Annotated in this window: 24 protein-coding genes; 13 read left to right on the top strand and 11 right to left on the bottom strand. The window is 72.1% G+C overall.

Translation table 11 applies throughout. The annotated features are described in order from the left end of the window. Nucleotides 1–70 precede the first annotated feature (70 nt). Entirely contained in the window at nt 71–1,024 is a 954-nt protein-coding gene (locus BIU98_RS04845) for an aldo/keto reductase (protein ID WP_071272451.1), read from the bottom strand. Between the two features lie 91 nt (nt 1,025–1,115). On the opposite strand from BIU98_RS04845, the gene BIU98_RS04840 reads away from it, so the two are divergent. Further along, nucleotides 1,116–1,760, top strand: coding sequence for a HEAT repeat domain-containing protein (locus BIU98_RS04840; RefSeq protein ID WP_139200567.1), 645 nt, complete (start codon nt 1,116–1,118; stop codon nt 1,758–1,760). Between the two features lie 75 nt (nt 1,761–1,835). Here BIU98_RS04840 and BIU98_RS04835 read toward each other — a convergent pair whose 3' ends face one another. Continuing rightward, nucleotides 1,836–2,525, bottom strand: a complete 690-nt coding sequence (locus BIU98_RS04835; RefSeq protein WP_071272445.1) for a metal-dependent transcriptional regulator — start codon at nt 2,523–2,525, stop codon at nt 1,836–1,838. Between the two features lie 21 nt (nt 2,526–2,546). Between BIU98_RS04835 and BIU98_RS04830 the strand changes: the two genes are divergently transcribed. Then, nucleotides 2,547–3,452, top strand: coding sequence for a CPBP family intramembrane glutamic endopeptidase (locus BIU98_RS04830; protein ID WP_071272442.1), 906 nt, complete (start codon nt 2,547–2,549; stop codon nt 3,450–3,452). A gap of 61 nt (nt 3,453–3,513) precedes the next feature. Here BIU98_RS04830 and BIU98_RS04825 read toward each other — a convergent pair whose 3' ends face one another. Both BIU98_RS04825 and BIU98_RS04820 read right to left on the bottom strand, forming a co-directional pair. After that, the gene (locus BIU98_RS04825; RefSeq protein WP_071272439.1) at nt 3,514–4,320 is read right to left on the bottom strand and encodes a methyltransferase domain-containing protein; all 807 of its coding nucleotides are present in this window, start codon (nt 4,318–4,320) and stop codon (nt 3,514–3,516) included. 4 nt (nt 4,321–4,324) lie between these two features. Continuing rightward, nucleotides 4,325–5,122: an HAD-IIA family hydrolase gene (locus BIU98_RS04820; RefSeq protein ID WP_071272436.1), complete on the bottom strand. Its 798-nt coding sequence runs from the start codon at nt 5,120–5,122 to the stop codon at nt 4,325–4,327. A gap of 94 nt (nt 5,123–5,216) precedes the next feature. Between BIU98_RS04820 and BIU98_RS04815 the strand changes: the two genes are divergently transcribed. Together BIU98_RS04815 and BIU98_RS04810 are read left to right on the top strand one after the other, a co-directional pair. Beyond that, nucleotides 5,217–5,906: a TetR/AcrR family transcriptional regulator C-terminal domain-containing protein gene (locus BIU98_RS04815; protein WP_071272433.1), complete on the top strand. Its 690-nt coding sequence runs from the start codon at nt 5,217–5,219 to the stop codon at nt 5,904–5,906. Further along, the gene (locus BIU98_RS04810; protein WP_071272430.1) at nt 5,903–6,565 is read left to right on the top strand and encodes a TrmH family RNA methyltransferase; all 663 of its coding nucleotides are present in this window, start codon (nt 5,903–5,905) and stop codon (nt 6,563–6,565) included. Before BIU98_RS04815 ends, BIU98_RS04810 begins: the two co-directional genes overlap by 4 nt. A gap of 66 nt (nt 6,566–6,631) precedes the next feature. Here the strand turns inward: BIU98_RS04810 and BIU98_RS04805 are convergent, their stop codons facing one another. After that, entirely contained in the window at nt 6,632–7,636 is a 1,005-nt protein-coding gene (locus BIU98_RS04805) for a LacI family DNA-binding transcriptional regulator (RefSeq protein ID WP_071272499.1), read from the bottom strand. A 192-nt stretch (nt 7,637–7,828) separates the two neighbouring features. Here BIU98_RS04805 and BIU98_RS04800 point away from each other — a divergent pair, with 192 nt between their 5' ends. From BIU98_RS04800 to BIU98_RS04790, 3 genes are all read left to right on the top strand, one after another. Further along, complete coding sequence (locus BIU98_RS04800) at nt 7,829–9,280, top strand: sugar porter family MFS transporter (protein ID WP_071272427.1); 1,452 nt, start codon at nt 7,829–7,831, stop codon at nt 9,278–9,280. A gap of 153 nt (nt 9,281–9,433) precedes the next feature. After that, the gene (locus BIU98_RS04795; protein WP_071272424.1) at nt 9,434–10,336 is read left to right on the top strand and encodes an endonuclease domain-containing protein; all 903 of its coding nucleotides are present in this window, start codon (nt 9,434–9,436) and stop codon (nt 10,334–10,336) included. A 10-nt stretch (nt 10,337–10,346) separates the two neighbouring features. Then, nucleotides 10,347–11,147 (top strand): NAD(P)-dependent oxidoreductase, encoded by an 801-nt coding sequence (locus tag BIU98_RS04790; protein ID WP_071272421.1) that lies wholly within the window; start codon nt 10,347–10,349, stop codon nt 11,145–11,147. Nucleotides 11,148–11,275: 128 nt separating this feature from the next. Here the strand turns inward: BIU98_RS04790 and BIU98_RS04785 are convergent, their stop codons facing one another. Genes BIU98_RS04785 through BIU98_RS04775 form a run of 3 tightly spaced genes read right to left on the bottom strand, consistent with a single transcriptional unit; the run spans nt 11,276 to nt 14,861 of the window. After that, the gene (locus BIU98_RS04785) at nt 11,276–13,507 is read right to left on the bottom strand and encodes a YhgE/Pip domain-containing protein (protein WP_071272418.1); all 2,232 of its coding nucleotides are present in this window, start codon (nt 13,505–13,507) and stop codon (nt 11,276–11,278) included. Further along, entirely contained in the window at nt 13,504–14,193 is a 690-nt protein-coding gene (locus BIU98_RS04780) for a hypothetical protein (RefSeq protein ID WP_071272415.1), read from the bottom strand. Before BIU98_RS04780 ends, BIU98_RS04785 begins: the two co-directional genes overlap by 4 nt. Beyond that, nucleotides 14,190–14,861, bottom strand: coding sequence for a TetR/AcrR family transcriptional regulator (locus BIU98_RS04775; protein ID WP_071272412.1), 672 nt, complete (start codon nt 14,859–14,861; stop codon nt 14,190–14,192). Before BIU98_RS04775 ends, BIU98_RS04780 begins: the two co-directional genes overlap by 4 nt. A 153-nt stretch (nt 14,862–15,014) precedes the next feature. Here BIU98_RS04775 and BIU98_RS04770 point away from each other — a divergent pair, with 153 nt between their 5' ends. Next, nucleotides 15,015–18,683: a S8 family serine peptidase gene (locus tag BIU98_RS04770; protein ID WP_071272409.1), complete on the top strand. Its 3,669-nt coding sequence runs from the start codon at nt 15,015–15,017 to the stop codon at nt 18,681–18,683. 142 nt (nt 18,684–18,825) lie between these two features. After that, nucleotides 18,826–18,996: a hypothetical protein gene (locus BIU98_RS19260; RefSeq protein ID WP_175481288.1), complete on the top strand. Its 171-nt coding sequence runs from the start codon at nt 18,826–18,828 to the stop codon at nt 18,994–18,996. A 100-nt stretch (nt 18,997–19,096) separates the two neighbouring features. On the opposite strand, the gene BIU98_RS04765 is transcribed toward BIU98_RS19260, so the two are convergent. Then, nucleotides 19,097–19,270 (bottom strand): antitoxin, encoded by a 174-nt coding sequence (locus BIU98_RS04765; protein ID WP_071272496.1) that lies wholly within the window; start codon nt 19,268–19,270, stop codon nt 19,097–19,099. A gap of 222 nt (nt 19,271–19,492) precedes the next feature. Between BIU98_RS04765 and BIU98_RS04760 the strand changes: the two genes are divergently transcribed. The 3 genes from BIU98_RS04760 to BIU98_RS04750 all read left to right on the top strand — a co-directional run bounded on the left by BIU98_RS04760 (nt 19,493) and on the right by BIU98_RS04750 (nt 21,968). Then, the gene (locus BIU98_RS04760) at nt 19,493–20,791 is read left to right on the top strand and encodes an adenylosuccinate synthase (protein ID WP_071272406.1); all 1,299 of its coding nucleotides are present in this window, start codon (nt 19,493–19,495) and stop codon (nt 20,789–20,791) included. Then, a complete protein-coding gene (locus BIU98_RS04755) occupies nt 20,791–21,384 on the top strand; it encodes a hypothetical protein (protein WP_083392983.1) in 594 nt (197 codons plus the stop codon). The genes BIU98_RS04760 and BIU98_RS04755 overlap by 1 nt, the downstream gene beginning before the upstream one ends. A gap of 95 nt (nt 21,385–21,479) precedes the next feature. After that, nucleotides 21,480–21,968, top strand: a complete 489-nt coding sequence (locus tag BIU98_RS04750; protein WP_071272400.1) for a hypothetical protein — start codon at nt 21,480–21,482, stop codon at nt 21,966–21,968. Between the two features lie 18 nt (nt 21,969–21,986). Here BIU98_RS04750 and BIU98_RS04745 read toward each other — a convergent pair whose 3' ends face one another. Continuing rightward, on the bottom strand, nt 21,987–22,964 hold the full coding sequence (locus BIU98_RS04745; protein WP_071272397.1) for an NERD domain-containing protein: 978 nt from the start codon (nt 22,962–22,964) through the stop codon (nt 21,987–21,989). Between the two features lie 86 nt (nt 22,965–23,050). On the opposite strand from BIU98_RS04745, the gene BIU98_RS04740 reads away from it, so the two are divergent. Continuing rightward, a complete protein-coding gene (locus BIU98_RS04740) occupies nt 23,051–23,497 on the top strand; it encodes a hypothetical protein (protein ID WP_071272394.1) in 447 nt (148 codons plus the stop codon). A gap of 9 nt (nt 23,498–23,506) precedes the next feature. On the opposite strand, the gene pip is transcribed toward BIU98_RS04740, so the two are convergent. Beyond that, the gene (pip, locus tag BIU98_RS04735; protein WP_071272391.1) at nt 23,507–24,478 is read right to left on the bottom strand and encodes a prolyl aminopeptidase; all 972 of its coding nucleotides are present in this window, start codon (nt 24,476–24,478) and stop codon (nt 23,507–23,509) included. Nucleotides 24,479–24,590 lie beyond the last annotated feature (112 nt).

The following is a 24,590-nucleotide window of genomic DNA, read 5'->3' as shown; positions in this document are numbered from 1 at the left end:
CCAGCCCATGACGGACAGGAGGCTCCCCACCGGACCGGTGGGGAGCCTCCCGTCTGTCACGTGGCTGCGGTCAGACCGTGGTCGGCACCTTCGCGGAGGCGTCGGAGAGCGTCTGCAGCTCCTCGACGTCGAGTTCGAGGTCGGCTGAGGCGAGGAGCGCCGGCAGCTGCTCGGTGTTCCGCGCCGACGCGATCGGCGCGACCACGTCGGGCTGGGCCTGCAGCCAGGCGAGGGCGACCGTGGCGATCTCGACGTCGTGGGCGGTCGCGATGCCCTCGAGCGCGTCGACGACGGCCAGACCGGCGTCGGTGAAGTAGCCGGAGACCTGGCCCTCGCGGTCCTTGCCGGCGAAGTCGTCCTTGGTGCGGTACTTGCCGGTGAGGAACCCGGCGGCGAGGGAGAAGTACGGCACGACGCCGAGGCCGGCCTCGTGCGCGAGCGGGGCGATCTCCGACTCGTACGGCTGGCGGGTCACCAGGTTGTAGTGCGGCTGGATCGCGACCGGGCGGGCCAGGCCGTTCGCCTCGGCGATGCGGATCCACTCGGCGGCGCGCTCGCGCGAGTAGTTCGAGATCGCGGTGTACCGGACCAGGCCCTCCTGCACGAGCTGGTCGAACGCGCGGACGGTCTCCTCGAGCGGGGTGTCCTGGTCGTCGAAGTGGGCGTAGTACAGGTCGATCCGGTCGGTGCCGAGGCGCTGCAGGCTCGCACGCGCGGCCTTCGCGACGTTGTCGGCCGACAGCCCCGGGAACTCGGGGTGCTGGGAGACCTTGGTGGCGATCGTCACGTCGTCACGCTTGCCGGACGCGGCGAACCACGAGCCGATCACGGTCTCGGACTCACCGCCGGAGTTGCCGTCGCCCCAGGCGGAGTACACGTCGGCGGTGTCGATGAAGTCGCCACCCGCGGCCGTGTAGGCGTCGAGGACCTGGTGCGAGGTGGACTCGTCCGCGGTCCACCCGAAGACGTTGCCGCCGAGGGCGAGGGGGAAGACGTGCAGGTCGCTGCTGCCGATGCGGGGCATGCGGATTCCTTTCAGGTCGGAACGGATCGTCGTCCACGCTAGGCCGGTGCGCTTGACAACGTCGCAGCGTCAGGGTGTCGTGGACCGGGACATGACCACGCTCGCCTCGTACCTCGCCGACCCCCGACCCGCCGTCCGCCTGCGGGCGGTGATGGCCGCCGGCACCGAGCCGTCGACGGACGACCTCGAGCTGCTGGTCGAGCAGTGCGCGGTCGAGCCCGACCTGCAGGTGCGGGAGATGCTCACGTGGGCGCTCCTCCGGTTGCCCGCCGAGGTCGTCGTGCCGCGGGTGCTCCGGGAGCTCGACCGTCCGGAGCCGCAGGCGCGGAGCCAGGCGCTCCACACGCTGTCGAAGATCCGCGACGGGTCGGTGTACCCGCAGGTCGTCGCCCGGCTCGAGGACCTGGACCCCGGTGTCGTCCGCACCGCCTGGCGCGCTGCCGTCGTGCTCGTGCCGGACCAGGCCCGTGGCTCGCTGGCGGCGTCGCTCGCGGTGCAGCTCGGGCAGGGCGACCGGGAGACGCGGCTCGCCCTCAGTCGAGCGCTCGCCGGGCTCGGGGCCGAGGTCGTCGCCCCCGTCCTCGCCGCGGCGGCCGAGCACCGGAACGAAGCCGTCCGCGAGCACGCGGCCGACACCGAGCGGCTGCTGCACGACCCGGACGCCGGGTCAGCGCTGGCGCTCGAGCGGGCTCGTCGCGAGGTCGCACTCGGGCGCACACGGTCCGCGAAGGGCTGACCTGGCGCTCAGCCGACGGCGGCCGGCTGGCGCCTGCCGTGCGGACAGCGGACGCCTGCCGTCTGGCCGCCGGCGTCAGTCGTCGTCCGGCGCGAGCCAGATCGCCGCGGCGGCCGCTGCCGGCAGGTCGACGAGCGACTCGGAGCCGTCGGCGTCCCGGCGCGCCACGGCGACCACCCCGGCGTAGTCGCGCACCTGTTCCACGCGGAGGTGGGTGCCGAGCCCCACGCCGAGCTCGTCGAAGTAGCGCAGCAGGGACGGGTCGTCGTCGGAGACCCGGTCGACGGTGCCGCACGCCCCGGGCACCACCGTCGTGAGCAGCGCGCCCGGTGAGGACGGCAGGGACCCGTCGGCGCGGGGGATCGGGTCACCGTGGGGGTCGTGGGTCGGGTGCCCGAGGTCGGCGTCGACCCGGTCGAGGAAGGTCTCCGACACCGCGTGCTCGAGCGCCTCGGCCTCGGTGTGGACCTCGTCCCACGAGTACCCGAGCCGGTCGACCAGGAAGGACTCGATGAGCCGGTGTCGTCGGACCATCGCCACGGCGACCTGGTGCCCGAGCGGGGTGAGCACCACGCCGTAGTACGGGGTGTGCTCGATGAGGCCGTCGCGGTCGAGCTTCCGGAGGTTGCCGGACACCGTCGACGCCGACACCCCGAGCGCAGCGGCGATGTCCCGCGTCGCGATGCCCGGGTCGCCGCGCTCGGCGGCCTTCCAGATCAGCTTGACGTAGTCCTCCGCCATGGTGGAGAGCTGAGGGAGGCGCATACCGCAATGGTACAAACAGGGATGCCCGTCGATCCCACGACCACCCGGCGTCGCCGTCGTCGGTGGCCCGTCCCGCCGTCGCTCCTCGTCGGCCTGGCCCCGCTCGTGCTCTTCGCAGCGGTCAGTGCCTGGCGTGCCCGCCCGAGCGACGACTACCCCTCGCTCGGGCTCACGGTCGACAGTGTCGTCTCCGCGCTCGTCGTCCCCGAGGGCATCGCGGCCCTGGTGCTCGCCGTCATCGTCACCGGGCTCGGCTGGTGGCGCATCGCGACCGTCGACACGACGAGGGGCCGTCCGCGCTGGGCCTGGATCGCCCCGCTGCTCATCGTCGTCGTCTGCCTGGTCCGGCTGCCGCTCGTCGGCTGGGGTGCGCTGCCGTGGCACTACTTCGCGCTGCTCGCCCTCGGGGTGCTGTTCGTCGGGGTGTTCGAGGAGCTGATGACCCGCGGCGTGCTGCTCGTGGGACTGCGCCGACGCCTGCCCGAGTTCGGCGTCTGGATCGTGTCCTGCGTGCTCTTCGGGCTGCTGCACCTGCTGAACGCGCTCGCCGGCGCCGGCATCGGCCCGACGGTGGTCCAGGTCGTCTTCGCCGCGTCGTTCGGGTCGACGCTCTACGTCGCCCGACGGCTGAGCCGCGGTCTGCTGCTGCCCGTGCTGCTCCACGCCTTCTGGGACTTCGGCTCGATCGCCGTCTCCGCCACCGTGCGGCAGGGGTCGGGCGACCTCGTCGCGGCCGGAGGCATCGGGCTGTTCGCGTTCGCGGTCCTGGCGTTCGGCATCGTCGCCGGAGGCATCGTGTCCTGGCGTGACGACCGCCCGCGGCGGCTCCGTCGGCGCTGGCGCGAGGTCCCGCGGAACCCGGACGCCGAGCTGTTCGCTGCAGCCGAGGACTCGGACCGGTCACCGGCGGCGTCCACGAGGTCGTGATCACGGGCGCGATCGCCCGGTCGTGGTCGTGGTCGTGGTCGGCCAGGCACGGTACGGGTAGTCAGCGCTTGCGGCCGACTGCGAACACGCGGCGGAACGGGTAGACCGTGCCGTGGGGGCCGCTCGGATAGGCCTGGCGGAGTCGGGTGGCGTAGGCGGCCTCGAACGCGGCGGTCGTCGTGCCCGTCGGGTCGGCGGTGTCGAGCGCGGCCAGGGCCGGCCGGAGCCCGGTGCCCCGGACCCAAGCGAGCACGGGGTCCTCGCCCGGCAGGAGCTGCAGGTAGGTGGTCTCCCACGCGACCGTCGCGAAGCCGGCCGACGCGAACAGGTCGAGGTACCCGGCGCCGTCGAGGACCGGGTCGGCCTGCAGCACGCGGTCGAGCGCCGGCGCCCACGGGCCGTCGGCAGCCACGGCCCGCATGAGCGCGTGCGACGGGGAGTCGAAGTTGCCGGGCACCTGCATCGCGAACCAGGCGCCGTCGGGCATCGCGGCCAGCCACCGAGGGAGCAGGGTCGTGTGGGACGGCACCCAGTGCAGCGCGGCGTTCGTCACGACGACGTCGTCCTCGGGGCCGGGTGTCCAGTCCTCGATCGCGCCGAGCTCGAACGACAGACGGGGGTGGTCCGCCGCCAGCGGTGCGGCGTCTGCCAGCATCTCGGCCGAGGAGTCGACCCCGACCACGTCCGCCGTGGGCCAGCGGTCAGCGAGGGTGGCCGTGAGGGCCCCGGGACCGCAGCCCAGGTCGACGACGCGACGGGGAGCCTCCTGGCCGTCCTGGAAGGGACCACTGATGCGGGCGACCAGGTCGTGGAACGGTCGGGACCGCTCGTCCGTGAAGGCCGCGTAGCGGGCCGGGTCCCAGCGCACCGTCCTACATCTCGACTTCGATGGGCTCCGCGCGGACGAGCTCGTGGACGCCGGAGATGACCTCGCTCGGGCGGAACGGGTAGCGGTCGATCTCGGCCTGGTCGCTGATGCCGGTCATGACGAGCACGGTGTGGAGCCCGGCCTCGATGCCGGCCTGCACGTCGGTGTCCATCCGGTCGCCGATCATGCCGGTGTTCTCCGAGTGGGCGCCGATGCGGTTCATCGCCGAGCGGAACATCATCGGGTTCGGCTTGCCGACGACGTAGGGCTGCTTGCCCGTGGCCTTCTCGATCATCGCGGCGATCGCCCCGGTGGCCGGCAGGACGCCCTCGGCGCTCGGGCCCGTCGCGTCGGGGTTCGTGACGATGAAGCGGGCGCCGCCGAGGATCAGGCGGACGGCCTTCGTGATCGCCTCGAACGAGTAGTTGCGGGTCTCGCCGACGACGACGTAGTCGGGCGAGGTCTCGGTCATGATGAAGCCGGCCTCGTGCAGGGCGGTGGTCATGCCCGCTTCGCCGATCACGAACGCCGAGCCGCCGGGCATCTGGGACTTGCAGAAGTCAGCGGTCGCGAGGGCGGAGGTCCAGATGCGGTCCTCGGGCACGTGGATGCCGGACCCGCGGAGCCGGGCGCTGAGGTCGCGCGGGGTGAAGATCGAGTTGTTCGTGAGCACCAGGAACTCGGTGCCCTCGTCGAGCCACTGCTGGATCAGCTCAGGTGCTCCTGGCAGCGCGTGGTTCTCGTGCACGAGCACGCCGTCCATGTCCGTCAGCCAGCACTCGACCTCGTCGCGGGATGCCATGGGCTCACCCTACTGGCCGTCCCTGCCACGCTCAGGTGCGCCGAGAACGACCTCGCTAGGGTCGTCCGGACAGTCCCGATCCGAGGAGGAGCTCGTGCTCGTCGACCCGACCGCCACGGCCACGTCCCCTGGTCCCGCGACCCAGCCGCGTCGGCGCGGGCGCCCGAACGTCCTGAGCCGCGAGCAGGTGGTGGACGCCGCGACCGCCATCGCGAACGAGGACGGCCTCGACCGACTGTCCTTCCGCGCACTCGGGCTCCGGCTCGGCGTCGCCCCGATGACCGTGCACCGGACGATCGGCGGACTCGACGACCTGCACGCCGAGCTCGTCCGCCGCACCGTCGACGAGTTCACCGCGACGTTCGTCTGGCCGGACGCGTGGCAGGACGTCGTCAGGACCTTCGCCGTGACCTTCCGCGAGCTGATGACCACGCACCCGCTCGTGCTCGAGTCGCACAGCCGCCGGGCGCCGCTGGTGTCGAGCGAGTCGGACGTCGTCCTGGCCGCCGTGGTGGAGGCGCTGCGTGCCGCCGGGCTGCCCGACGCCGAGGCGATGTACACGTTCTTCGTCGTCTACGACTTCGTGGTGGGGCACGCCGGCGTCCAGGTCGGGCGGGGCGACTCCGAGGCCGGACGCCCGGAGCGGCAGCAGCTCGTGGGGGAGATCCTCGGCGAGCACTCCTACGACGACCGGTTCGCGCTCGGGCTCGACATCCTGCTCGCGGGCATCGAGGCGCGGGTGGCCGCCGTGGGCTCCGTGGCCGCCGTACCCTCGGAGTCGTGACCGACCAGCCAGCGCCCGAGCCCGCGCCAGCGCCAGCGCCTGAGCCCTCGCACGAGCGCACCACGAACGGGGTCGGCCCGCACCCGGAGCCCTGGCCCGACGACCCCCGGCTCGACCCCGAGCTGCTGCGGGACGGCGACACCCGGAACGTCGTCGACGCCTACCGGTACTGGTCGATGGAGGCCATCGTCGCCGACCTCGACACCCGCCGGCACGGGTTCGACGTGGCGATCGAGAACTGGCAGCACGACCTCAACATCGGGTCGATCGTGCGGAGCGCCAACGCGTTCCTGGCCGGCACCGTGCACATCATCGGGCGCCGTCGCTGGAACCGCCGCGGCGCGATGGTCACCGACCGCTACCAGCACGTGCGGAACCACCCGGACGTGGCCGCGTTCCTCGAAGCCATGCGCGCCGAGGGACGCCCCGTGATCGCGATCGACAACACCCCGGGCGCCGAGCGGATCGAGACCGCCGAGGTCCCGGAGCGCTGCGTGTTCCTGTTCGGGCAGGAGGGCCCCGGGCTGACCGACGAGGCCGTCGCCGGCGCGGACGGCCACCTCGAGATCGCCCAGTTCGGGTCGACGCGGAGCATCAACGCCTCGGCGGCCGCTGCGATCATCATGCACACGTGGATCGTCCGGCACGCGACGCCCTGAGCCGACCACGTCGGGGACCCACGCCGGCGTGACGGACGCGGGTCGGGCCTCCTGGCCGGGTGTGGGTCAGCGCGTGGCGGTCGTGCGGCGCGCGACCAGGTGGGGTTCGACGAGGACCTCGGTGGCGACGAGGCCCGGGTCGGCGATCCGTGCGAGCAGGCGCTCGCCGGCCCCGCGGCCGATCTCGACACTGCGGTCGTCGATGCTCGTCAGGCCGACGAACCGCGTCGCGGCGATCGGGGTGTCGTCGTAGCCGATGACCGAGACGTCCTCCGGCACGCGCAGGCCGCGAGCGGCCAGCTCCGACATCGCGCCGAGCGCCATCACGTCGTTGGCCGCGAAGACCGCGGTGACGTCGGGGTGCTCGTCGAAGAGCGCGCGGGCGGCGCGCATGCCGGCGTCCTCCGTCAGCTCCTCCGGGAGGATCGTGGTGACGACCGTCGCGCCGGTGCGGGCGTCCGCGACCCCGGCTTCGAAGCCGGCCCGCCGCTCGACGGCGGCTGCGGACCGCGCACCGACGAAGCCGAGCACGGTGTGGCCGAGGCCGAGCAGGTGCTCGGCGGCCATCCGGCCGCCGGCGCGGTCGTCGTTCGCGACGGTGTCGGCGCGGGGGATCACGGCACGGCCGCCGGCGATGACGATCGGGGTGGACGCGGGGACGGCGAGGTCGGTGTCGGGTTCGCCGGCGATGACGATGCCCTCGACGCGCATCGAGAGGAAGCCCTCGACCGGTGAGGCGTCGAGCCCGGTGTTGAGGAAGCGGTCGGCGACGACGAGGCGGTGGCCCTGGTCCTGCAGGGACTCGCGGAGCCCCGTCAGCAGGTCGACGAACCACTGGTTGCGGAAGTCGTCGAGCACGACGCCGATGGTCCGGCTGCGGGTGCCCGCGAGCGAGACGGCGGCGGTGGAGGGGCGGTAGTCGAGCTCCTGGATCGCCTGGAGCACGGCCGCGCGGCGCTGGTCGCTCACGCGCGGAGATCGCTGCAGCACGAGGGAGACGAGCGACTTCGACACCCCTGCTCGGGCGGCGACGTCGTAGATCGTCGCTGGTCTTGTGTCTCCCACAGTCATCATCGACCTCTCGGCTCGGGTGTCCCGATCGTAGCGGGGTGTCCTGGGGTGGTGTCGATGCTGATGGCGCGCTCCAACGCTGATCGGGGGTTTTCCTTTTCGCGGAGTTGGTCTTATTGTCATGACATGAGCCCGCGGCGGCGCAGCACCCCTGCCCGGCGTGAGACCGTTTCCTTGACCAACGGAGGACAAGTGGCAACCGCGCAGACCAGCCCAGCACCCGGAACGGGGGCACTGCCCCCGCTCGTGAACGGCCCGCACACCAAGCGCCTCGGCATCGTCGCGGTCATCGCGACCTTCGGTGGGCTGCTCTTCGGGTACGACACCGGCGTCATCAACGGTGCCCTGCAGCCGATGCTCGACTCGGGCTTCGTGCCGAACCCCACGGCCGAGGGCTTCATGACCTCGTCCATCCTGATCGGGGCGGCGATCGGCGCGTTCTTCATCGGACGCATCTCCGACGCCTGGGGCCGCAAGCCCACGATCAACACCCTGGCGGTGCTGTTCTTCCTCGCCGCGGTGGCCTGCGTCCTCGCACCGTCGTGGGAGTTCCTGATGGTGTCGCGGCTCTTCCTCGGCGTCGCGGTCGGCGGTGCGTCGGTCACGGTGCCGGTGTTCCTCGCCGAGCTCGCCCCCACCGAGAACCGCGGCGGGCTGGTCAGCCGCAACGAGCTGATGATCGTCACGGGGCAGCTCGCGGCGTTCGCCATCAACGCGGTCATCGGCACGATCTGGAGCGAGGACGGCAACGTCTGGCGCTACATGCTGTCCGTCGCGGTGCTGCCGGCGATCGCCCTGTTCATCGGGATGTTCACCGTCCCCGAGAGCCCGCGCTGGCTGCTCGGCAAGGGTCGGCGCGAGGACGCACTCGCCGTGCTCAAGCAGATCCGCGCCGACGACCGGGCCGAGGCCGAGATGGCCGAGGTCGAGGAGCTCGCCGCGCAGGAGGCCGAGGCCAAGCGCGCCCGCATCAGCGACCTGCTGGCGGCGCCGTGGCTGCGCAAGATCCTGTTCATCGGGATCGGGCTGGCCGTCGCGCAGCAGCTCACCGGGATCAACTCGATCATGTACTACGGCACGCAGGTGCTCACCGAGTCCGGGTTCTCCGGTTCGACGGCCCTCATCGCCAACGTCGGCTCGGGCATCATCGCCGTGCTCGCGATGGTCGTGGCGCTGCGGGTCATCAACCGCTTCGGGCGGCGCACGATGCTGGTCTTCGGGTTCACGGGCACGACCGTGTTCCACCTGCTGATCGGCCTGTCGTCGCTCGTCCTGCCCGAGGGCACGCTGCGCGCGGTCGTCGTGCTCGTGTTCGTCATCTGCTTCGTCGGCACGATGCAGGGCACGATCGGACCTCTGGTCTGGCTGATGCTCTCCGAGATCTTCCCGCTCAAGCTCCGCGGCGTGGGCATGGGGCTGACGGTGCTCATCCTCTGGCTGACGAACTTCGCGGTGTCGACGCTGTTCCCGATCGTGGTGAGCGCGACGGGCATCTCGACGACGTTCTTCATCTTCGCGGTGCTCAACGCCCTGGCGCTGGTCTTCGCGATCACGAAGGTGCCGGAGACGAACGGCCGCTCGCTGGAACAGCTCGAGGAGGACTTCTCCACGGGCGCGATCTACACGCAGAAGGCGCGCGGGTAGGCGTCTCTCGTTCGCCCTCGATGCGCGGGCGTGGGCGCGGCGCGTGCGTGGGCGCGGGTTCGGCATCCCTCCACACGGGAGGCTCGGTGCGCGTCGTCCACAGCGGCGCGGCTCCGGCAGGTGGGCGCGTCCAACGCCTCGCAGAGTGGCGGGATGCGATCACGACCACTGCCACCCGCGTTGCGGGGACGCCCGTTCGACGTCGGTGCCGCCGACCGAGCCGGGGTCTCGCGGGAGCGCCTGCGCCGCCACGACCTGGAACGCCCGACGCGGTCCATCCGCTGGAGCAGTACCGCCCCGCCGCAGGGCATCGCGCGCATCCGTGCTTTCCGACCGGTCCTGCTGCCCGGGCAGTTCGTCAGCCACACGTCGGCCGCGCGGCTCTGGGAACTCCCACTCCCGCGCGAGCACCAGGACGACGACCGGGTGCACGTCACCAGCGTCCGGCCGGCAGCACCGATGCGGCGGATGAACGTCGTCGGGCACCGCGCTGATCCCGAGCGCGCGGAGGTCCGGCAGCGCTGGGGCATGCCGGCCAGCACCCCGGCGTCGATGTGGGTCGAGTGCGGCGCGCTGCTGGAGCTCGACGACCTCGTGGTGCTCGGGGATGCCGTGGTCACGTCCAGCGCCTGCCGCACGGGCGTCGAGGAACTCCGGAGGGTGCTGGCGCTGCATGGCTCGTGTCGTGGAGCCCGTCGGCTCCGAGCCGCGCTCGACCTCGTCCGCGTCGGGGCAGGGTCGCCACAGGAGACCCGCTGCCGACTCGTGATCGTCCGTGCCGGGCTCCCCGAGCCGCAGCTCCAGGTCGACGTGCACGACGAGCACGGGTTCTTCGTCGGCCGTGTCGACATGGCCTGGCCCGAGCACCGGGTGGTGCTCGAGTACGAGGGCGACCACCACCGCACGGGCCCCGACCAGTGGGCCGCCGACATCCGCCGGTACCGCGAACTCGAGCGACTCGGGTGGACGGTGTTGCGCTGGACGCGGACCGACCTGACCGTGCACCGGTCTGCGGCGCTGGCACACCTGGCGGCGCTCCTCGGGAGGTCCGCGTAGCCTCCGCGCCATGGCGACGCTGCTCATCACCGGTGCGGCCGGGCGGATCGGGACGAGTCTCCGTCCCCGGCTCCGTGCCGCAGGACACGACCTCGTGCTGCTCGACGAGCGGGCTCCCGACGACCCGGTCGTCGCGGGGGAGCGGCTGGTGCTCGGATCGGTGAACGACCTCGACGTCCTGGAGAACGCGATCGTCGGCGTGGACACGGTCGTCCACCTGGCGGGCATCCCGTCCGAGACCGACTGGGACGCCCTCGTCACGGCGAACCTCACGGGGACGAAGAACGTCCTGGAGCGCGCGGCCGAGAACGGCGTCCTGCGTGTGGTGCAGGCGAGCTCCATCCACGCGGTCGGCCGGGTCGAGGAGGACGTCCCGGCCGGGAGCGTCCCGGGCGACCGACTCCCGCGGCCGGACTGCTACTACGGCGTGACCAAGGCGGGCATGGAGCTGCTCGGCAGTCTGTTCGCCGACCGGTACGGCATGTCGATCGTCTCCGCGCGGATCGGTGCCTTCGGGGAGCGGCCGTCCTCACGCCGGGCGCTGTTGCTGTGGACGTCGGCCGACGACCTCGCGCGGCTGGTGCTCGCGACCGTCGAGCTCACCGAGCCGGGCCACCACGTCGTGTGGGCGCTGTCGCGGAACAGCGGGACACCGGCCGACTTCGCCGCTGGTGAGGCGATCGGCTTCCACCCCGTCGACGACGCACGCAGGGTCGTGAGCGCCGACGAGATCGACGCGCTCCCCGACGAGGACACCCGCTGGCTCGGCGGCTCCATGGCCGTCGCCCCCTTGGGCCGCCCGGGCTCCTGACGACCGCCCGCCCACCCACGCGCCCCAGGACGCATCGAGGGAGCAGAAATGGTCGGGTGCTTCGGAAGCACTCGACGATTTCTGCTCCCTCGATGCCGGCGCGGGGCGCGGGAAGGGGAGGGCGCCCGCTACCCAATCAGGCTCGGGCGCAGGTCGCGGAGCGTGCGGGAACGACCCTGGCGGGACGCCACCACGAAGGTGACCAGCAGCGCGCCGAGCATCCAGCACGCCAGCACGCCCGCGTCGGACCACACCGCACCGGTCGACCCGCCGTACATCGTCTGGCGCAGGGCGTCGACGGAGTACGACATCGGCAGGGCGAAGTGCAGCGCTGCCAACGGCCCCGGCAGGGTCTGCCACGGGAACGTCCCGCCAGCCGTGACGAGCTGCACGAGCATCAGCACGAGGCCGAGGAACTGCCCGACGGACCCGAGCAGCACGTTCAGCGCCATCAGGATCGCCGCGAACGTCGCCGAGGCCAGCACCATCACACCGATCGTCGCCGCGGGCCACTGCACGCCGAGGTCGAGCGCGAACCGCACGATGAAGAACAGCGCCACCATCTGCACGACGCCGAGCACCACGGGCGTGAGCCACCCGCCGAGGACGATCTGCACGGGCTTCTTCACCGCGGTGATCGCGCGCTTCGAGATCGGTCGGAGGATGAGGAACAGCGCGTACATGCCGATCCACGCTGCGAGCGAGATGAAGAACGGGGCCAGTCCGGCGCCGTAGTTGTCGGCCGCGGCCACGTTGTCGTCGCCCACCCGCACCGGGTCGGAGATCACCGACGCCTGCGACTCACGCTGGGACGCGTTCGATGCGGGGATCTTGGTCCGCCCCTCGTCGAGCGAGTCCGCCAGCTTCGACGAGCCGGACTTCAGGGAGTGCAGCCCGGTCGCGAGCTTCCTCGTGCCGTCGTCCGCCGTGGCGGTCCCGGTCGCGAGTGACTGGGCGCCGTTCGTCAGGGTCGGCGCGGAGGCGGCCAGCGTCGACGTGCCCGAGGCGACCTGCGCCGCGCCGTCCGACAGCGTGGACGCACCCGAGGCGGCGGTCCCGATGCCGTTCGACAGGGCCGGTGCCGCGGCGGCGAGCGTCCCGGTGCCGGCGGCCAGGGCGTCCGAGCCGTCGGAGAGTCGCTGCACGCCGGAGGTCAGCGTCGGGGCCGCGGTCGCGAGCTTCGACGCGCCCGCCGCCACCTGCGCGCTGCCGGTCTGCAGGGCGCCGAGGTTGTCGGACAGGGCCGTCGCACCGGTCCCGAGCTGCGCACCCGATGCGGCGAGCTGGTTGAGCGTGGCGAGCAGTGCCGTCTTCTGGTCGTCGGGCAACGTCGAGCCCTCGACGAGGGGCTTCAGCTGGGCCGCGAGCGTGGGGGAGTCCGTCGCCAGCTGCTGGACGCCGGCGATGAACGGCGCGGCCTCGTCGGCCAGTCGCGCGTTGCCGTCCGCGACGCGGGACGCACCCTGCGCGAGCGTCGCGGAGTCGGCCGGCAGGGACGCGGTCGAGTCGCGCAGCTGGTGCAGTCCGGACTGCAGCTGCGTGGCGCCGTCGTTCAGCTGGCTGGTCTGCGCGGGCAGGGACGCGGTCTTCTGCTGCAGCGTCGACAGCCCCGAGGACAGCGACGCCGCCCCGGTCGCGACCTGCTGCGCGCCGTCGTTCAGCTTCGTGGTCTGCCCCGGCAGCGCCTTCGTGCCCGACGCGAGCTGTGCCGCGCCGTCCCGGAGCTTCGACGTCCCCGACGCCAGCTGGTCCGCGCCGTTCGACGCGGAGGCAGCACCGGACGCGACCTTGCCGGCACCGTCGACCGCGTCGCCGAGGCTGTCCCGCACGTCGGCGAGTCCGACGAGCAGGGTCTTCGCCGCTTCCTTGCCGACCTGCTCGGCCACCGCGGTGCGCATGGTCTTGCCGGCCTGCTCCGCGATCGTCGAGGCGAGGTAGGAGTTCGTGTCCGCCGTCGTCATCACGAGTCGGGCGCGCCTGGGGTCGTCGGACTGCGCCGACACGAGCGACTCGGAGAAGTCGTGCGGGATCGTCACAACGAAGTCGTAGGTGCCGTTCCGCACGCCGGAGCGCGCTTCGGCCGCGGAGGCCCGCTCCCACTTGAAGTCGCCGCCGTCGATCGCCCGCTTCGCGACGTCCTTGCCGTAGTCCACGGTGTCACCGTCGAGCGTGGCACCAGCGTCCTGGTCGACGATCGCCGCCGGGACCTGGTCGAGCTTGGCGTAGGGGTCGCGGTTGGCCCAGAGGTAGGCGCCGCCGTACAGCAGCGGCACGACCATGAGCGCGATGAACGCCAGGCGTGCGAGGGGGGTCGCGGTGAGTCGCGCGAGTTCGGCGCGGACGAGCGAGGTGGTGGTCACGAGCGGGTCTCCAGGGGAGCGGTTGCTGCGGTTGCGTCGGGGTCGGGATCAGCCGGGAGGCTCGGCTCGGCCGGCACGGGGATGGTCGCCAGGAGCTCCGCTGCCGTCTCGGCCGCGGCCTTCGAGGTGACGAGCACGACGGTCACGCCGCGGGCTGCGACGTCACGGACGACGGCGAACCAGTCGGCCACGACACCGCCGTGGCGCTCGGGGGACGTGATCACCAGGGCGGTGACGCCGTCACGGAGCAGGGCGAGCTCGGCGAGGAGCCGGACCCGCACGTCGGTGGGGACGCGCTGCACGTGGGTGTCGGCGAACGCGGACATGCCGAGTTCGTCGAGCACGGTGTCGACGTGCTCGCGGGAGGGGCGGCGCTCGGCGAACGCCAGCTCCTCGCGCACGATGCGGCGGAGCGTCATCACGGGGAAGGGCTCGGCGATCCCCGGGGTGTCGACGAGGGCCACCGCGCGGCGGAGCGCAGGGGCGTCCTCGTGTCCGTCGAGGAGCACCCGGCCGGTGTCCGGCTGCATCCGCCCGCCGGCGACGAGCGAGGCGAGCACCGGGGCCTGCTCGGTCTCGACGGCCAGGATGCCCGGGCGGTACGGACCGGCGACCGCCGAGACGACGGGCAGCGGTGCGCCCGGCTCGTCGCCGATGCCGGCGTGGTCGATCTCGATGGTGGTCATGCTGACTCCTCGCTGACGGAGCTGACGGAGCTGACGGAGCTGACGGAGCTGACGGGTCCGGTGAGCATCGCCGTGCGCCAGTCGATGCCCGCCATGCCGAGGGCCGAGACGACCACCATGCGGCGGCCGTCCTCGTCCGACGTGCCGGAGCGGGTGGCCTCGTCGAGCACCGCGATGCACGCGCCCTCGACCAGGCGTCCGAGTGTGGCCGCGTCGACGTCCGCGCGCATCGAGCCGTCGGCGATCCCGAGTGCGCAGGCGTCGCGCACCTGGGCCCGCAGCGGCGCGAAGACCTCGGCGACCGAGGCGCCGAACGGGTCCCGCACGGCGATGCGCGCCATCGACCGGACGTGGGAGACCTCGGACCAGAGGGTGACGGCGATGGCCGCGATGCGCGCTGCCGGCGGCAGTTCCTCGACATCCGCCGTGGTCGGCATCGCGGCGAGGATCCGCGCAGCACCCGCGGTCACGACGGCCCGGACGAGGTCGTCGCGCGACGGGAAGTGCCCGTAGACGGCACGGCGCGAGAGCCCGGCGTCGGCGGCGATCGTCTCGAGCGAGGCGTCCGGATCCCGCTGCAGCGCTGTCTTCGCGGCCTCGATCAGGGCTGCCCGGTTCTCGGTGGCATCGCGACGGGGTGCGCGCGGAGGGGTCTCGGATCCGGTCATGTCCCCAGCCTAATAAGGTGCACACACCTGTGCAACTTAATGGGTTCGACGTACCTCGTTCGGGTGACGTCCCCCAAAGTGCCGACTCCCTCCCCTGAGAGGAGCCACATAGCTTCAGGAGATTCCCCCCAGCTCACCCGGACGGAGCAACACGTGCGCCCACCCACTTCACCAGACCCCAGACGTCGCCGCATCAGCAGGATCACGGTCGCGCTCGTCGCGGCCGGCGCGCTGACGTGTGGCGGCCTGGCCCTCGGCGGGACGGCGTCTGCCGCACCCGCCGGCCTCTCGGCTGCCGACCTCAAGCTCGCCGCACCGCTGCGGGACGCGAAGCCGCAGAAGACCATCGCCGCCTTCGTCCGGACCACCGGCGAGGGGGTCCTGGCGGTCGACGCCAAGGCCAAGGGCGGTGACCTCACCCGCTCCAAGAGCCCGTCCACGGCCGCGAAGCAGCGCCTGTCCGCGGTGACGTCGACCGTCGCGAAGGTCCGCGCCGCCGTCAAGCAGGCCGACAGTGACGCGACCGAGCTCTACGCGACCGAGTACACCGTCCCCGGTGTCGCCGTCGTCGCGGACGTCGAGGCCCTGCGGAAGATCGCCGCGCGCTCCGACGTCGCGAGCGTCGTCCCGCTGACGCCGAAGAAGATCGTCGACCCCACGGTCAACGAGCGCTCCGACGCTGCCCCGAGCGGCGTCGACCCGAGCACGACCAAGCCCGGTGCCGACGGCGTCAGCCCGAAGAACGCCGCGAGCGACATCTACACGCGCTCCCTCGACGCGTGGCAGCAGACCGGCCGCACGGGCGAGGGCGTCAACGTCGCCGTGCTCGACACCGGCCTCGACTACACCCAGGCGGACTTCGGCGGCCCCGGCACCACGGCCGCCTACGACCAGGCGCTCGCGAGCACGAGCACGCCGGACCCGAGCTGGTACGACAGCTCGAAGTTCCTCGGCGGGTACGACTTCGCCGGCCCCACCTACAACGCGGACCCGAGCGCCGAGGGCTACGACCCGGTGCCGGCTCCCGACGAGAACCCCATCGACGGCAAGGGCGGCGACCACGGCACGCACGTGGCCGGCACCGCAGCGGGCTTCGGCCTGAACGCCGACAAGACGACCTTCCGCGGCGACTACCCCTCGCTGACGAACCAGGACGTCCAGGACATGTGGATCGGCCCGGGCAGCGCCCCGCAGGCCGGGCTCTACGCCCTCAAGGTGTTCGGTGACGGCGGCGGGTCGACCGACCTGACCGGTGCCGCGCTCGACTGGGTGGGCCAGGCGCTCACCGAGGGCAAGGACATCAACGTCATCAACCTGTCGCTCGGCTCCGACTACGGCGCACCGGACGACCCCGACAACGCGAAGATGGACGCGCTCACCGACCGCGGTGTCCTGCCGGTCATCGCCTCGGGCAACGCCGACGACTTCACCGACATCGGCGGCTCGCCGGGCAACGCGGAGGGTGCCCTGACGGTCGCCGCCAGCGCCACCGGCCAGAGCCTGTACGACGGCGTCGAGGTCACCACCCCGGCCGACGTCGCGGACACCTACCGCGCGCAGTACTCGCAGAACTACCAGGGCGCCCTGCCGGTCGAGGGCGACGTCGTCGTCCCGACGACGAACGTCGACGGCTGCAAGCCGTTCAGTGCGACCGAGGCGGCTGCGATCGCCGGCAAGGTCGTCTGGCTGAAGTGGACCGACGGTGCCCTCGAGTGCGGGTCCGGCGTCCGGTTCAACAACGTCGAGGCCGCCGGCGGCATCGGCGCCCTGCTCGCCGGGACGATCAACACCTTCGACAGCGGCATCGCGGGCAACGCGACCATCCCGGGAGCCGAGCTCACCAAGGACAGCGTGACGAGCCTCCAGGCCGCTGCCCGGGCCGGGAGCCTGCACGTGCGCTTCGCGGACGAGCTCAGGGGCTTCCAGCTCGCCACCGACGCCGACGCGGTCAACACGCTGGCGCAGTTCACCAGCCGTGGTGTCCACGGGTCGTTCGACGACATCGTGAAGCCGGACATCGCCGGCCCCGGCGTCAACGTCATCTCGGCCGCCAACGGCACCGGGGACGACCGCATGTCGATGAGCGGCACCTCGATGGCCACGCCGCACGTCGCCGGTGTCGCCGCGCTGACCTTCCAGGCCCACCCGGGCTGGTCGGCCGCAGAGGTCAAGGCCGCGCTGATGAACACCGCCACGCACGACGTGCGGGACGGCGACGGTGACGCCACGCTGCTCCGCCAGGGCACCGGCCGTGTCGACGCGCTGCAGTCCGTGAACGACACCACCACCGTGCGCAGCCAGGAGAACGACCGGCTCGTGACGGCGTCCTTCGGCGTCGTCGAGGTCAGCGGCCCCACCACGGAGAAGCGCACCCTGCTGGTCCGCAACACCGACGACACGGCGCACACCTACGCCGTGGCGTACGAGTCGCGTGTCGCCCAGTCCGGGGTCGCGTTCTCGCTGAGCTCGAAGACGGTCACGGTGCCGGCCGGCGGGACCGCCACGGTCACCCTGACCATGACGATCACCGACCCGACGCTGCTGCGGAAGGTCGCTGACCCGACGCAGGAGACCGTCCAGCAGGGGCTCCCGCGGGAGTTCGTGCCGGCGGCCACGGGCCTGGTGACCTTCACCTCGTCCGAGTCCGGCGTGACGCCGCTCCGCCTCGGCACCTACGCGGCGCCGAAGCCGGTCAGCGCCGTGCACGGTGACGACGTCGCCTTCCGTGGTTCAGCGACCAGCAGCACGATCCCGCTCAGCGGCCGTGGTCTGTCGCAGGGTGCGGGCGAGACCGGGTACTCGGCGCTCGCAGCGCCGTTCGTCCTCGGTGGGACCGACCCGAAGGAGGCCTTCCCGGACGGGACGGCCAAGCAGTCGCTCGAGGCCGCCGACGTGCGCGCCTTCGGTGCCAGCTCCACGGCCGTGGGGCTCGCGGACCGCTCGACGGGCCTGGTCACCTTCGGTGTGCAGACCCAGGGCGCCGACGCGAACCCCGGTGCGGTCACCAACGTCGAGGTCCTCATCGACACGGACCGTGACGGCACGCCGGACTTCCTGACGTACGACGCCAAGTCGGCGACGGTCGACGCGACGTTCGTCACGACGATCGACCTGAACGACACCGACCCCGACGCGGAGCCGGTCGACGTGCAGCTCCTCGGCGGCGGCGACCTCGGGCAGGACGTCAACACGTTCGACTCGGCCGTCAAGGTGCTCCCGGTGTCGCTCGCGGCCCTCGGGTACTCCAAGACGTCGAAGAACGCGGCGTTCGACTACACCGTCCTGACGGAGTCGGCCTACTCCGCCGTCCCCGCCACGATCGGTTCCTCGGTGGTCGACGAGACCAAGACGGCCACGTTCGACGCCTACGCGCCGGCGCTGTCCTTCACCCGCGGCGGTGTCTCGTCCTCGGTCTTCCCGGACGACTACGCCATCCGGGTCGACCGGTCGGCGACGACGACGAGCGCGAAGGTGCTGCTCCTGCACCTGCACAACGCGGTCGGCGACCAGGCCGAGGTGCTCACTGCCTCGGGCGTCACGCCGAAGCTCGCCCTCGAGTCGGGCAGCACGGTGTCCATCACCGGGTCGTCCACGGTCGGGTCGAAGTTCACGGCCCGGGTCGGCAGCTGGAACACGAGCGGGATCACGTACTCGTACCAGTGGCTGCGTGACGGCAGCGCCGTCAGCGGTGCGACGAAGTCCACGTACACGACGACCTCGAAGGACGTCGGGCACCGCATGCAGGTGACCGTCACCGCGAAGAAGTCCGGGTGGACCAGCGCCTCGGTGACCTCGAAGGCGACGAACACCGTCCACAAGTAGGCACACGACACGATCCGACAGGCGGGTGGTCCTCCGGGGCCGCCCGCCTGTCGGCGTCCGTGGGCAGTGCGTCTCGCGGCCGACAGTGCGCCTCTCGGACAGGTAGTTAGACAAACTAGCGACACGCTGTCACGGTGGAGCCATGGCACAGAAGAACCCGCTGGCGCAGCTCCGTCAGAACCCCCTCGAGTGGCGCCGTCGCGGCCTCACGCCGCCGGACGTCATCCAGGCGATGATCGAGGAACGCCTCGCGGAGCCCGGCCACAACCAGCCGGTGGGCGACCCCAGCTACGCCGACTTCTTCCGGATCTGACGCAGGCGCGACACGCGCCGGACCGCAGACGACGACGGACGGGAGGCTCCCCACCAGTTGGTGGGGAGCCTCCCGTCCGTCGTTCCGCCGGTTCCGGCGGTCAGTGGCCGATCTTGCCGTCGGCGGCGTCCGCCGCCTTGTCGATCTGGTCGCCGTGGCCACCACCGGTGGCCTTGTCAGCAGCGTCCGAGGCCTTGTCGAGACCGGCGTCCGACGCCTTCTCGCCCTTGTCGCTGTCCAGGAAGTCCTTCGCCTTGTCACCGAGGTCACTCATGTGGTGCTCCTTGTCGTCGTGGGTCTGGACCGCCCACGGTGCTCGCCGGATGCCGAGTGCGGGTCCAGCGTCGACCGGCGACCGGCGACCGGCGACCGGCGACCGACGACCGGCGTTCCCGTCCACGCGCTCCCGGTGACGCGGAGATGGACGTCCGATAGACTCGGGTGGACCACCGGCCCGACGCCGTGTGAGGTCCTCCGCCAACGTGAGGAGAACCAGATGCCCGCAGCAGTCATCATCGGCGCCCAGTGGGGCGACGAGGGCAAGGGGAAGGCCACCGACCTCCTCGGCAGCCGCATCGACTACGTCGTGAAGTTCAACGGCGGCAACAACGCCGGCCACACGGTCGTCGTCGGCGGCGAGAAGTACGCGCTGCACCTGCTGCCCTCCGGCATCCTCACGCCCGGTGTCACGCCCGTGATCGGCAACGGCGTCGTCGTCGACCTCGAGGTCCTGTTCCAGGAGCTCGACGCCCTCAAGGCCCGCGGTGTCGACGTGTCGAAGCTCCGCGTCTCGGCGAACGCCCACGTCATCACGCACTACCACCGCACCATCGACAAGGTGACCGAGCGCTTCCTCGGGAAGCGCCAGATCGGCACCACCGGCCGCGGCATCGGCCCGACCTACGCGGACAAGATCAACCGCGTCGGCATCCGGATCCAGGACATCTTCGACGAGAACATCCTGCGGCAGAAGGTCGAAGCCGCGCTCGACCAGAAGAACCACCTGCTGGTGAAGGTCTTCAACCGCCGTGCGATCGACGCCGAAGAGGTCGTCGAGTCGCTGCTGTCCTTCGCCGACCGGCTCCGGCCGATGGTCGCGGACACGGCCCTCGAGATCCACCGCGCACTCGAGCGCGGCGAGACCGTCCTGTTCGAGGCCGGCCAGGCCACCATGCTCGACGTCGACCACGGCACCTACCCGTTCGTGACGTCCTCGTCCGCGACCGCCGGCGGCGCCGCGACCGGGTCGGGCATCGGCCCGGGCAAGCTCGAGCGCATCATCGGCATCGTCAAGGCGTACACGACCCGCGTCGGCGCCGGCCCGTTCCCGACCGAGCTGTTCGACGAGTCGGGGGAGTTCCTCCGCGCGAACGGCTTCGAGTTCGGCACCACCACCGGCCGCCCGCGCCGCTGTGGCTGGTACGACGCCCCGATCGCCCGGTACACGGCGCGCATCAACGGCGTGACCGACTTCGTCCTCACCAAGCTCGACGTCCTGACCGGGCTCGAGACGATCCCCGTCTGTGTCGCCTACGAGGTCGACGGCCAGCGGGTCGACGAGGTCCCGGTCTCGCAGTCGGACTTCCACCACGCCAAGCCCGTCTACCAGGACTTCCCGGGCTGGACCGAGGACATCACCGGTGTCCGCGAGTTCGCGGACCTGCCGAAGAACGCGCAGGACTACGTCCTCGCGGTCGAGGCCATGTCCGGCGCGCGGATCTCCGCGATCGGCGTCGGCCCCGGCCGTGACGCCATCGTCGTCCGGCACGACCTGCTCGGCGAGCGCGCGGCCTGATGCGCGTCCTGTTCGTCTGCAGCGGCAACATCTGTCGGTCGCCGCTGGCGGCGCAGGTCCTGGAGGCTCGGCTCACCCCCGGTGCATCGGCGGGGGTCGGGTCCGGGGCTCCATCCGGCTCCGTCGTCGAGTCCGCGGGGACGATCGCGGACGACGGTGCCGCGATGGACGACACCGCGGCGGCGCAGTCCCGACGGCTCGGTGGCGACCCGTCGACCCATCGATCCCGCTACCTGACCGCCGAGATCGTCGAGGGCGCTGACCTCGTGCTCACCGCCGAACGTTCGCACCGGGCGGCCGTCGCGTCGCTCGCGCCGCGGGCATCGCGTCGGGCGTTCACGATCAAGCAGTTCGCGCGGGTGCTCGACGGGCTCGAGCCCGGTGACCTGGCGGACGTGCGGTCCCCGCAGGACCTCGTCGACCGGGTCGCTCGGCTCCGCGGGGTCGTGCCGCCGCCCGCCGACCCCGCCGACGACGACGTGGACGACCCCTACCGTCGCTCCGCGGCCACGCACGAGCGGGTCGCGGACGAGATCGACGCCGCGCTGGCGACGATCGCGGACGCGCTCCGGGCGGTCAGCTCGACCGAGTGAGCGAGCTGGGCCGCCGACGCGACCCGTCGGCGACGCCGTCGAGGTGCGCGGGCTGCCCATGGCCTGCGTCGGTCAGGCATCGGTACGGTGATCGCATGACCGATCCGGCTGAGCGCGACGATCAGCAGCGGGCCGTCGATCGCCGTGCGTCGGTGCGGTGGTGGAGCTCGGTGGTGGCGACGGTGCTCGTCTCCATCGTCGTCGTGGCACTGCTCGGCCAGGTGTTCCCCGTCGCGCTGGCGGTCATCGCCGGCTTCACCGCGACGGTGTTCGGGCTGCGGGGAGGTCCAGGATCGCCCCGTGCCGGTCGTCTCCCGATCTGGGGCACGTTGGTGATCCAGGCGTTGTTCTTCATCGGAATCGCGCTGCTGATCGGGGCAGCCGGTTGGAACACTGACGAGAACCTCGACCGAGCTGGGTCCGGTGCGCTCGTCGGAGCCGCGTTCGTGGTGGCTGCCGCTGGTGTCACGCTCGTCCTTGTGGTCCGACGGCGACGGCGTCGCCCGGCGGACGGCGCAACTCGTGCGGGCGGTGCCACTCGTGCGGGCGGTGCCACTCGTGCGAACGACGGCACCCGCGCCTGACCGCTGCGCAGGACGCCGTCACTCGGGCAGCCGGTACGACCCCACCGTGACCGCGTGGGCACCCTGGCCGGCCAGGACCCGGACGACCGCGTCGGCCCGAGCCCGGTTCGGCACCGAGTCCTTCGCCGCCCACGCCGCCAGAGCGGACTGCAGCTCGTGGTCGTTCGTCACGACGCGGGTCGTCACGGTGCCGCTGCGGTCCTCGGCCTGGACGAACGCGGTGGCCGACGACGACGAGTAGTAGACACACGTGTCGAACCACGTGCGGGCGGTGCCGGTGTGCTCGTCGACGAACTTCGCGAGCCGCCGGGCCTGGGTGCGGACCTGCTGCGCGGGGGACTTCCCCTGCGCCTGCACCCGGACCTGCCACCAGTTCTCGGCCTCTTCCGCGTGGTTGAGCACCTTCCGGCTCTGCACCTGCACGGCGAACGGCGGCACCAGGGACGACTCGTCGACCAGGCTCCGGAACGCCGGGTGCACCGCGCTCGGCTTGCGGCCGTCGAACACGATGCCGCCCCAGCGCTTGCTCTCGATCACCAGACCCCGGCCGGAGTCCGAGACGAGCACGTGGTCCGCCTGCGCGACGAACCGCCGTTGCGACCCCGACTCCGTCTCGCCGACGGGCATGAAGACGACGTTCGTCATCAGCACGCCGTTGACGCTCGCGGCACGGCACGCCTGGAGGATCGCCTGCTCCGACGCCTCCTCCCACTGCATGCCCCTGCGGGCGAACGCGCGGCTCTGCTCCGCCTCGGTGCGAGCGTCGCGCCGTTCGGCATCGGCCGCGGCGACCTGCCGGTCGCGGTCCGCCTCGACCCGGGCGGTGGCCTCGCGGTGCTCCGACTCACGTCGGGCGAGTTCGTCGCGGCGGGCCTGCTCGGCGGCCTCGAGTGCGGAGCGGGCAGAGGATCGGTGGCGCTGCAGGAGGAGCACCAGGACGACCACCACGACGGCGAGCCCCCCGGCGACCACCCACGGCACGATGGCGCTGGTCATGGGACCACCCCACCACGCGGACCGGCCTGGAGGCTCGTCCCACGTCGGCGCGTCCGCTCGCCGCCGCCATCGGTACGGTTGGGCACATGACGGAACGGCAGACGGGGACGGCTGGCTGGTGGGCCTGGTTGGTCGGAGGCGCCGTGCTGTCCTTCTGTGCCGTCGTGGTGCTCGAGACATGGTTCCGGGTCACTTCGAACACGTTGGTGTCCGGCTGGGTCGTGTTCGCCGTGATGACGTACCAGGACCGTCGACGGTTCCGCCTGCGGTACCCGTTGCTGTGGTGGGTCTCCGCGTCGATGGTGCTCCTGCTCGTCGGGGTGTCACTGCTCCTCGGCGCGGCCGGGATCGGCAACGACGACCGCACGGACAGTGTCGTCCCGGGCGCGGTCCTCGGGGGAGTGCTGTTCGTCGTGGGCGGAGCCGGTTTCGTCGTTGCAGCCTTGTGGCGCCGGCGGCGTGCCGTCGACGCCGAGCTCGAGCGGGTCCGCGACGAGCAGTCCCCGTCGACGACGGCCGACGACCCCGCCTGACCGCGCCGGTCAGCCCGCGGTGCCGGCGAACCGGGCGGTCGTCTCGAGGAGCGCGTCGAGGATCCCCGGCTCGTCGAACGCGTGCCCGGCGTCGTCGATCATCCGGAACTCGGCCGACGGCAGGGCCCGGTGCAGGTCCCACGCCGTGACCGCCGGCGTGCAGAGGTCGTAGCGCCCCTGCACGATGACGGTCGGGATGCCCGCGAGCCGGTGGGCGTCGCGGATCAGCTGGCCGTCCTCGAACCAGCCGTCGTGCCTGAAGTAGTGGTTCTCGATCCGGGCGAACGCCAGCGCGTACGTCGGGTCCGCGTACTGCGCGACGAGGTCGGGACGGGGCAGCAGCGTGATCGAGGCCGCCTCCCAGCTCGCCCAGGCAACGGCGGCCGGCCCGTGTACGGCGGGGTCCGGGTCGGCGAGCAGGCGCTCGAACGCGCGGACCAGTCCGCCGGGGTGCCGTTCGTCCTCCGGCACGGGAGCGAGGTACCCCTCCCACAGGTCGGGGAGGATGTTCGCGGCGCCGCCCTCGTAGAACCAGTCGACCTCGCTCTGCCGCAGCGTGAAGATGCCGCGCAGGACGAGCTCGGTGACCCGGTCCGGATGCGTCTCCGCGTAGGCCAGGGCGAGCGCCGAGCCCCACGAGCCGCCGAACACCTGCCAGGCGTCGATCGCCAGGTGCTCCCGCAGCCGCTCGATGTCCTCGACCAGGGTCCACGTCGTGTTCGCGGACAGGTCGGTCGCGGGGTCGCCCGCGTGCGGCAGGCTGCGGCCGCAGTTGCGCTGGTCGAACAGCACGATCCGGTAGCGCGCGGGGTCGAACAGCCGCCGGTGGTCCGGTGAGCACCCGGCGCCGGGTCCGCCGTGCAGGAACACGACGGGCTTGCCGTCGGGGGAGCCGCACTCCTCCCAGTACACCTGCTCTCCGTCGCCGACGTCGAGCATGCCGGAGCGGGTGGGTTCGAGCGGCGGGTAGAGCTGGCGCACGGCGGGTCCTCTCGGAACGACACGGGTCCTCGTCACCGTACCGCCGTGGCGCGACCCGGTGACGGACTGGAGGCTCGGGGCGGGCTGGCACCGAGCCTCCCGTCCGGTGGTC

Source organism: Curtobacterium sp. MMLR14_010 (genome assembly GCF_001865015.1).
Taxonomy (GTDB): Bacteria; Actinomycetota; Actinomycetes; order Actinomycetales; family Microbacteriaceae; genus Curtobacterium.
This window is presented reverse-complemented; position numbering and strand designations above follow the sequence as displayed.

What these genes read in the sequence shown, in the direction of transcription:
- BIU98_RS04820 (WP_071272436.1), bottom strand. Translation starts at nt 5,122, where the DNA reads ATGGCATCCCGCGACGAGGTCGAGTGCTGGCTGACGGACATGGACGGC.
- BIU98_RS04750 (WP_071272400.1), top strand. Translation starts at nt 21,480, where the DNA reads ATGACCGATCCGGCTGAGCGCGACGATCAGCAGCGGGCCGTCGATCGC.
- BIU98_RS04740 (WP_071272394.1), top strand. Translation starts at nt 23,051, where the DNA reads ATGACGGAACGGCAGACGGGGACGGCTGGCTGGTGGGCCTGGTTGGTC.
- BIU98_RS04840 (WP_139200567.1), top strand. Translation starts at nt 1,116, where the DNA reads ATGACCACGCTCGCCTCGTACCTCGCCGACCCCCGACCCGCCGTCCGC.
- BIU98_RS04765 (WP_071272496.1), bottom strand. Translation starts at nt 19,270, where the DNA reads ATGAGTGACCTCGGTGACAAGGCGAAGGACTTCCTGGACAGCGACAAG.
- BIU98_RS04745 (WP_071272397.1), bottom strand. Translation starts at nt 22,964, where the DNA reads ATGACCAGCGCCATCGTGCCGTGGGTGGTCGCCGGGGGGCTCGCCGTC.
- BIU98_RS04775 (WP_071272412.1), bottom strand. Translation starts at nt 14,861, where the DNA reads ATGACCGGATCCGAGACCCCTCCGCGCGCACCCCGTCGCGATGCCACC.
- BIU98_RS04790 (WP_071272421.1), top strand. Translation starts at nt 10,347, where the DNA reads ATGGCGACGCTGCTCATCACCGGTGCGGCCGGGCGGATCGGGACGAGT.
- BIU98_RS04845 (WP_071272451.1), bottom strand. Translation starts at nt 1,024, where the DNA reads ATGCCCCGCATCGGCAGCAGCGACCTGCACGTCTTCCCCCTCGCCCTC.
- BIU98_RS04795 (WP_071272424.1), top strand. Translation starts at nt 9,434, where the DNA reads ATGCGATCACGACCACTGCCACCCGCGTTGCGGGGACGCCCGTTCGAC.
- BIU98_RS04780 (WP_071272415.1), bottom strand. Translation starts at nt 14,193, where the DNA reads ATGACCACCATCGAGATCGACCACGCCGGCATCGGCGACGAGCCGGGC.
- BIU98_RS04835 (WP_071272445.1), bottom strand. Translation starts at nt 2,525, where the DNA reads ATGCGCCTCCCTCAGCTCTCCACCATGGCGGAGGACTACGTCAAGCTG.
- BIU98_RS04760 (WP_071272406.1), top strand. Translation starts at nt 19,493, where the DNA reads ATGCCCGCAGCAGTCATCATCGGCGCCCAGTGGGGCGACGAGGGCAAG.
- BIU98_RS19260 (WP_175481288.1), top strand. Translation starts at nt 18,826, where the DNA reads ATGGCACAGAAGAACCCGCTGGCGCAGCTCCGTCAGAACCCCCTCGAG.
- BIU98_RS04805 (WP_071272499.1), bottom strand. Translation starts at nt 7,636, where the DNA reads ATGACTGTGGGAGACACAAGACCAGCGACGATCTACGACGTCGCCGCC.
- BIU98_RS04830 (WP_071272442.1), top strand. Translation starts at nt 2,547, where the DNA reads ATGCCCGTCGATCCCACGACCACCCGGCGTCGCCGTCGTCGGTGGCCC.
- BIU98_RS04755 (WP_083392983.1), top strand. Translation starts at nt 20,791, where the DNA reads ATGCGCGTCCTGTTCGTCTGCAGCGGCAACATCTGTCGGTCGCCGCTG.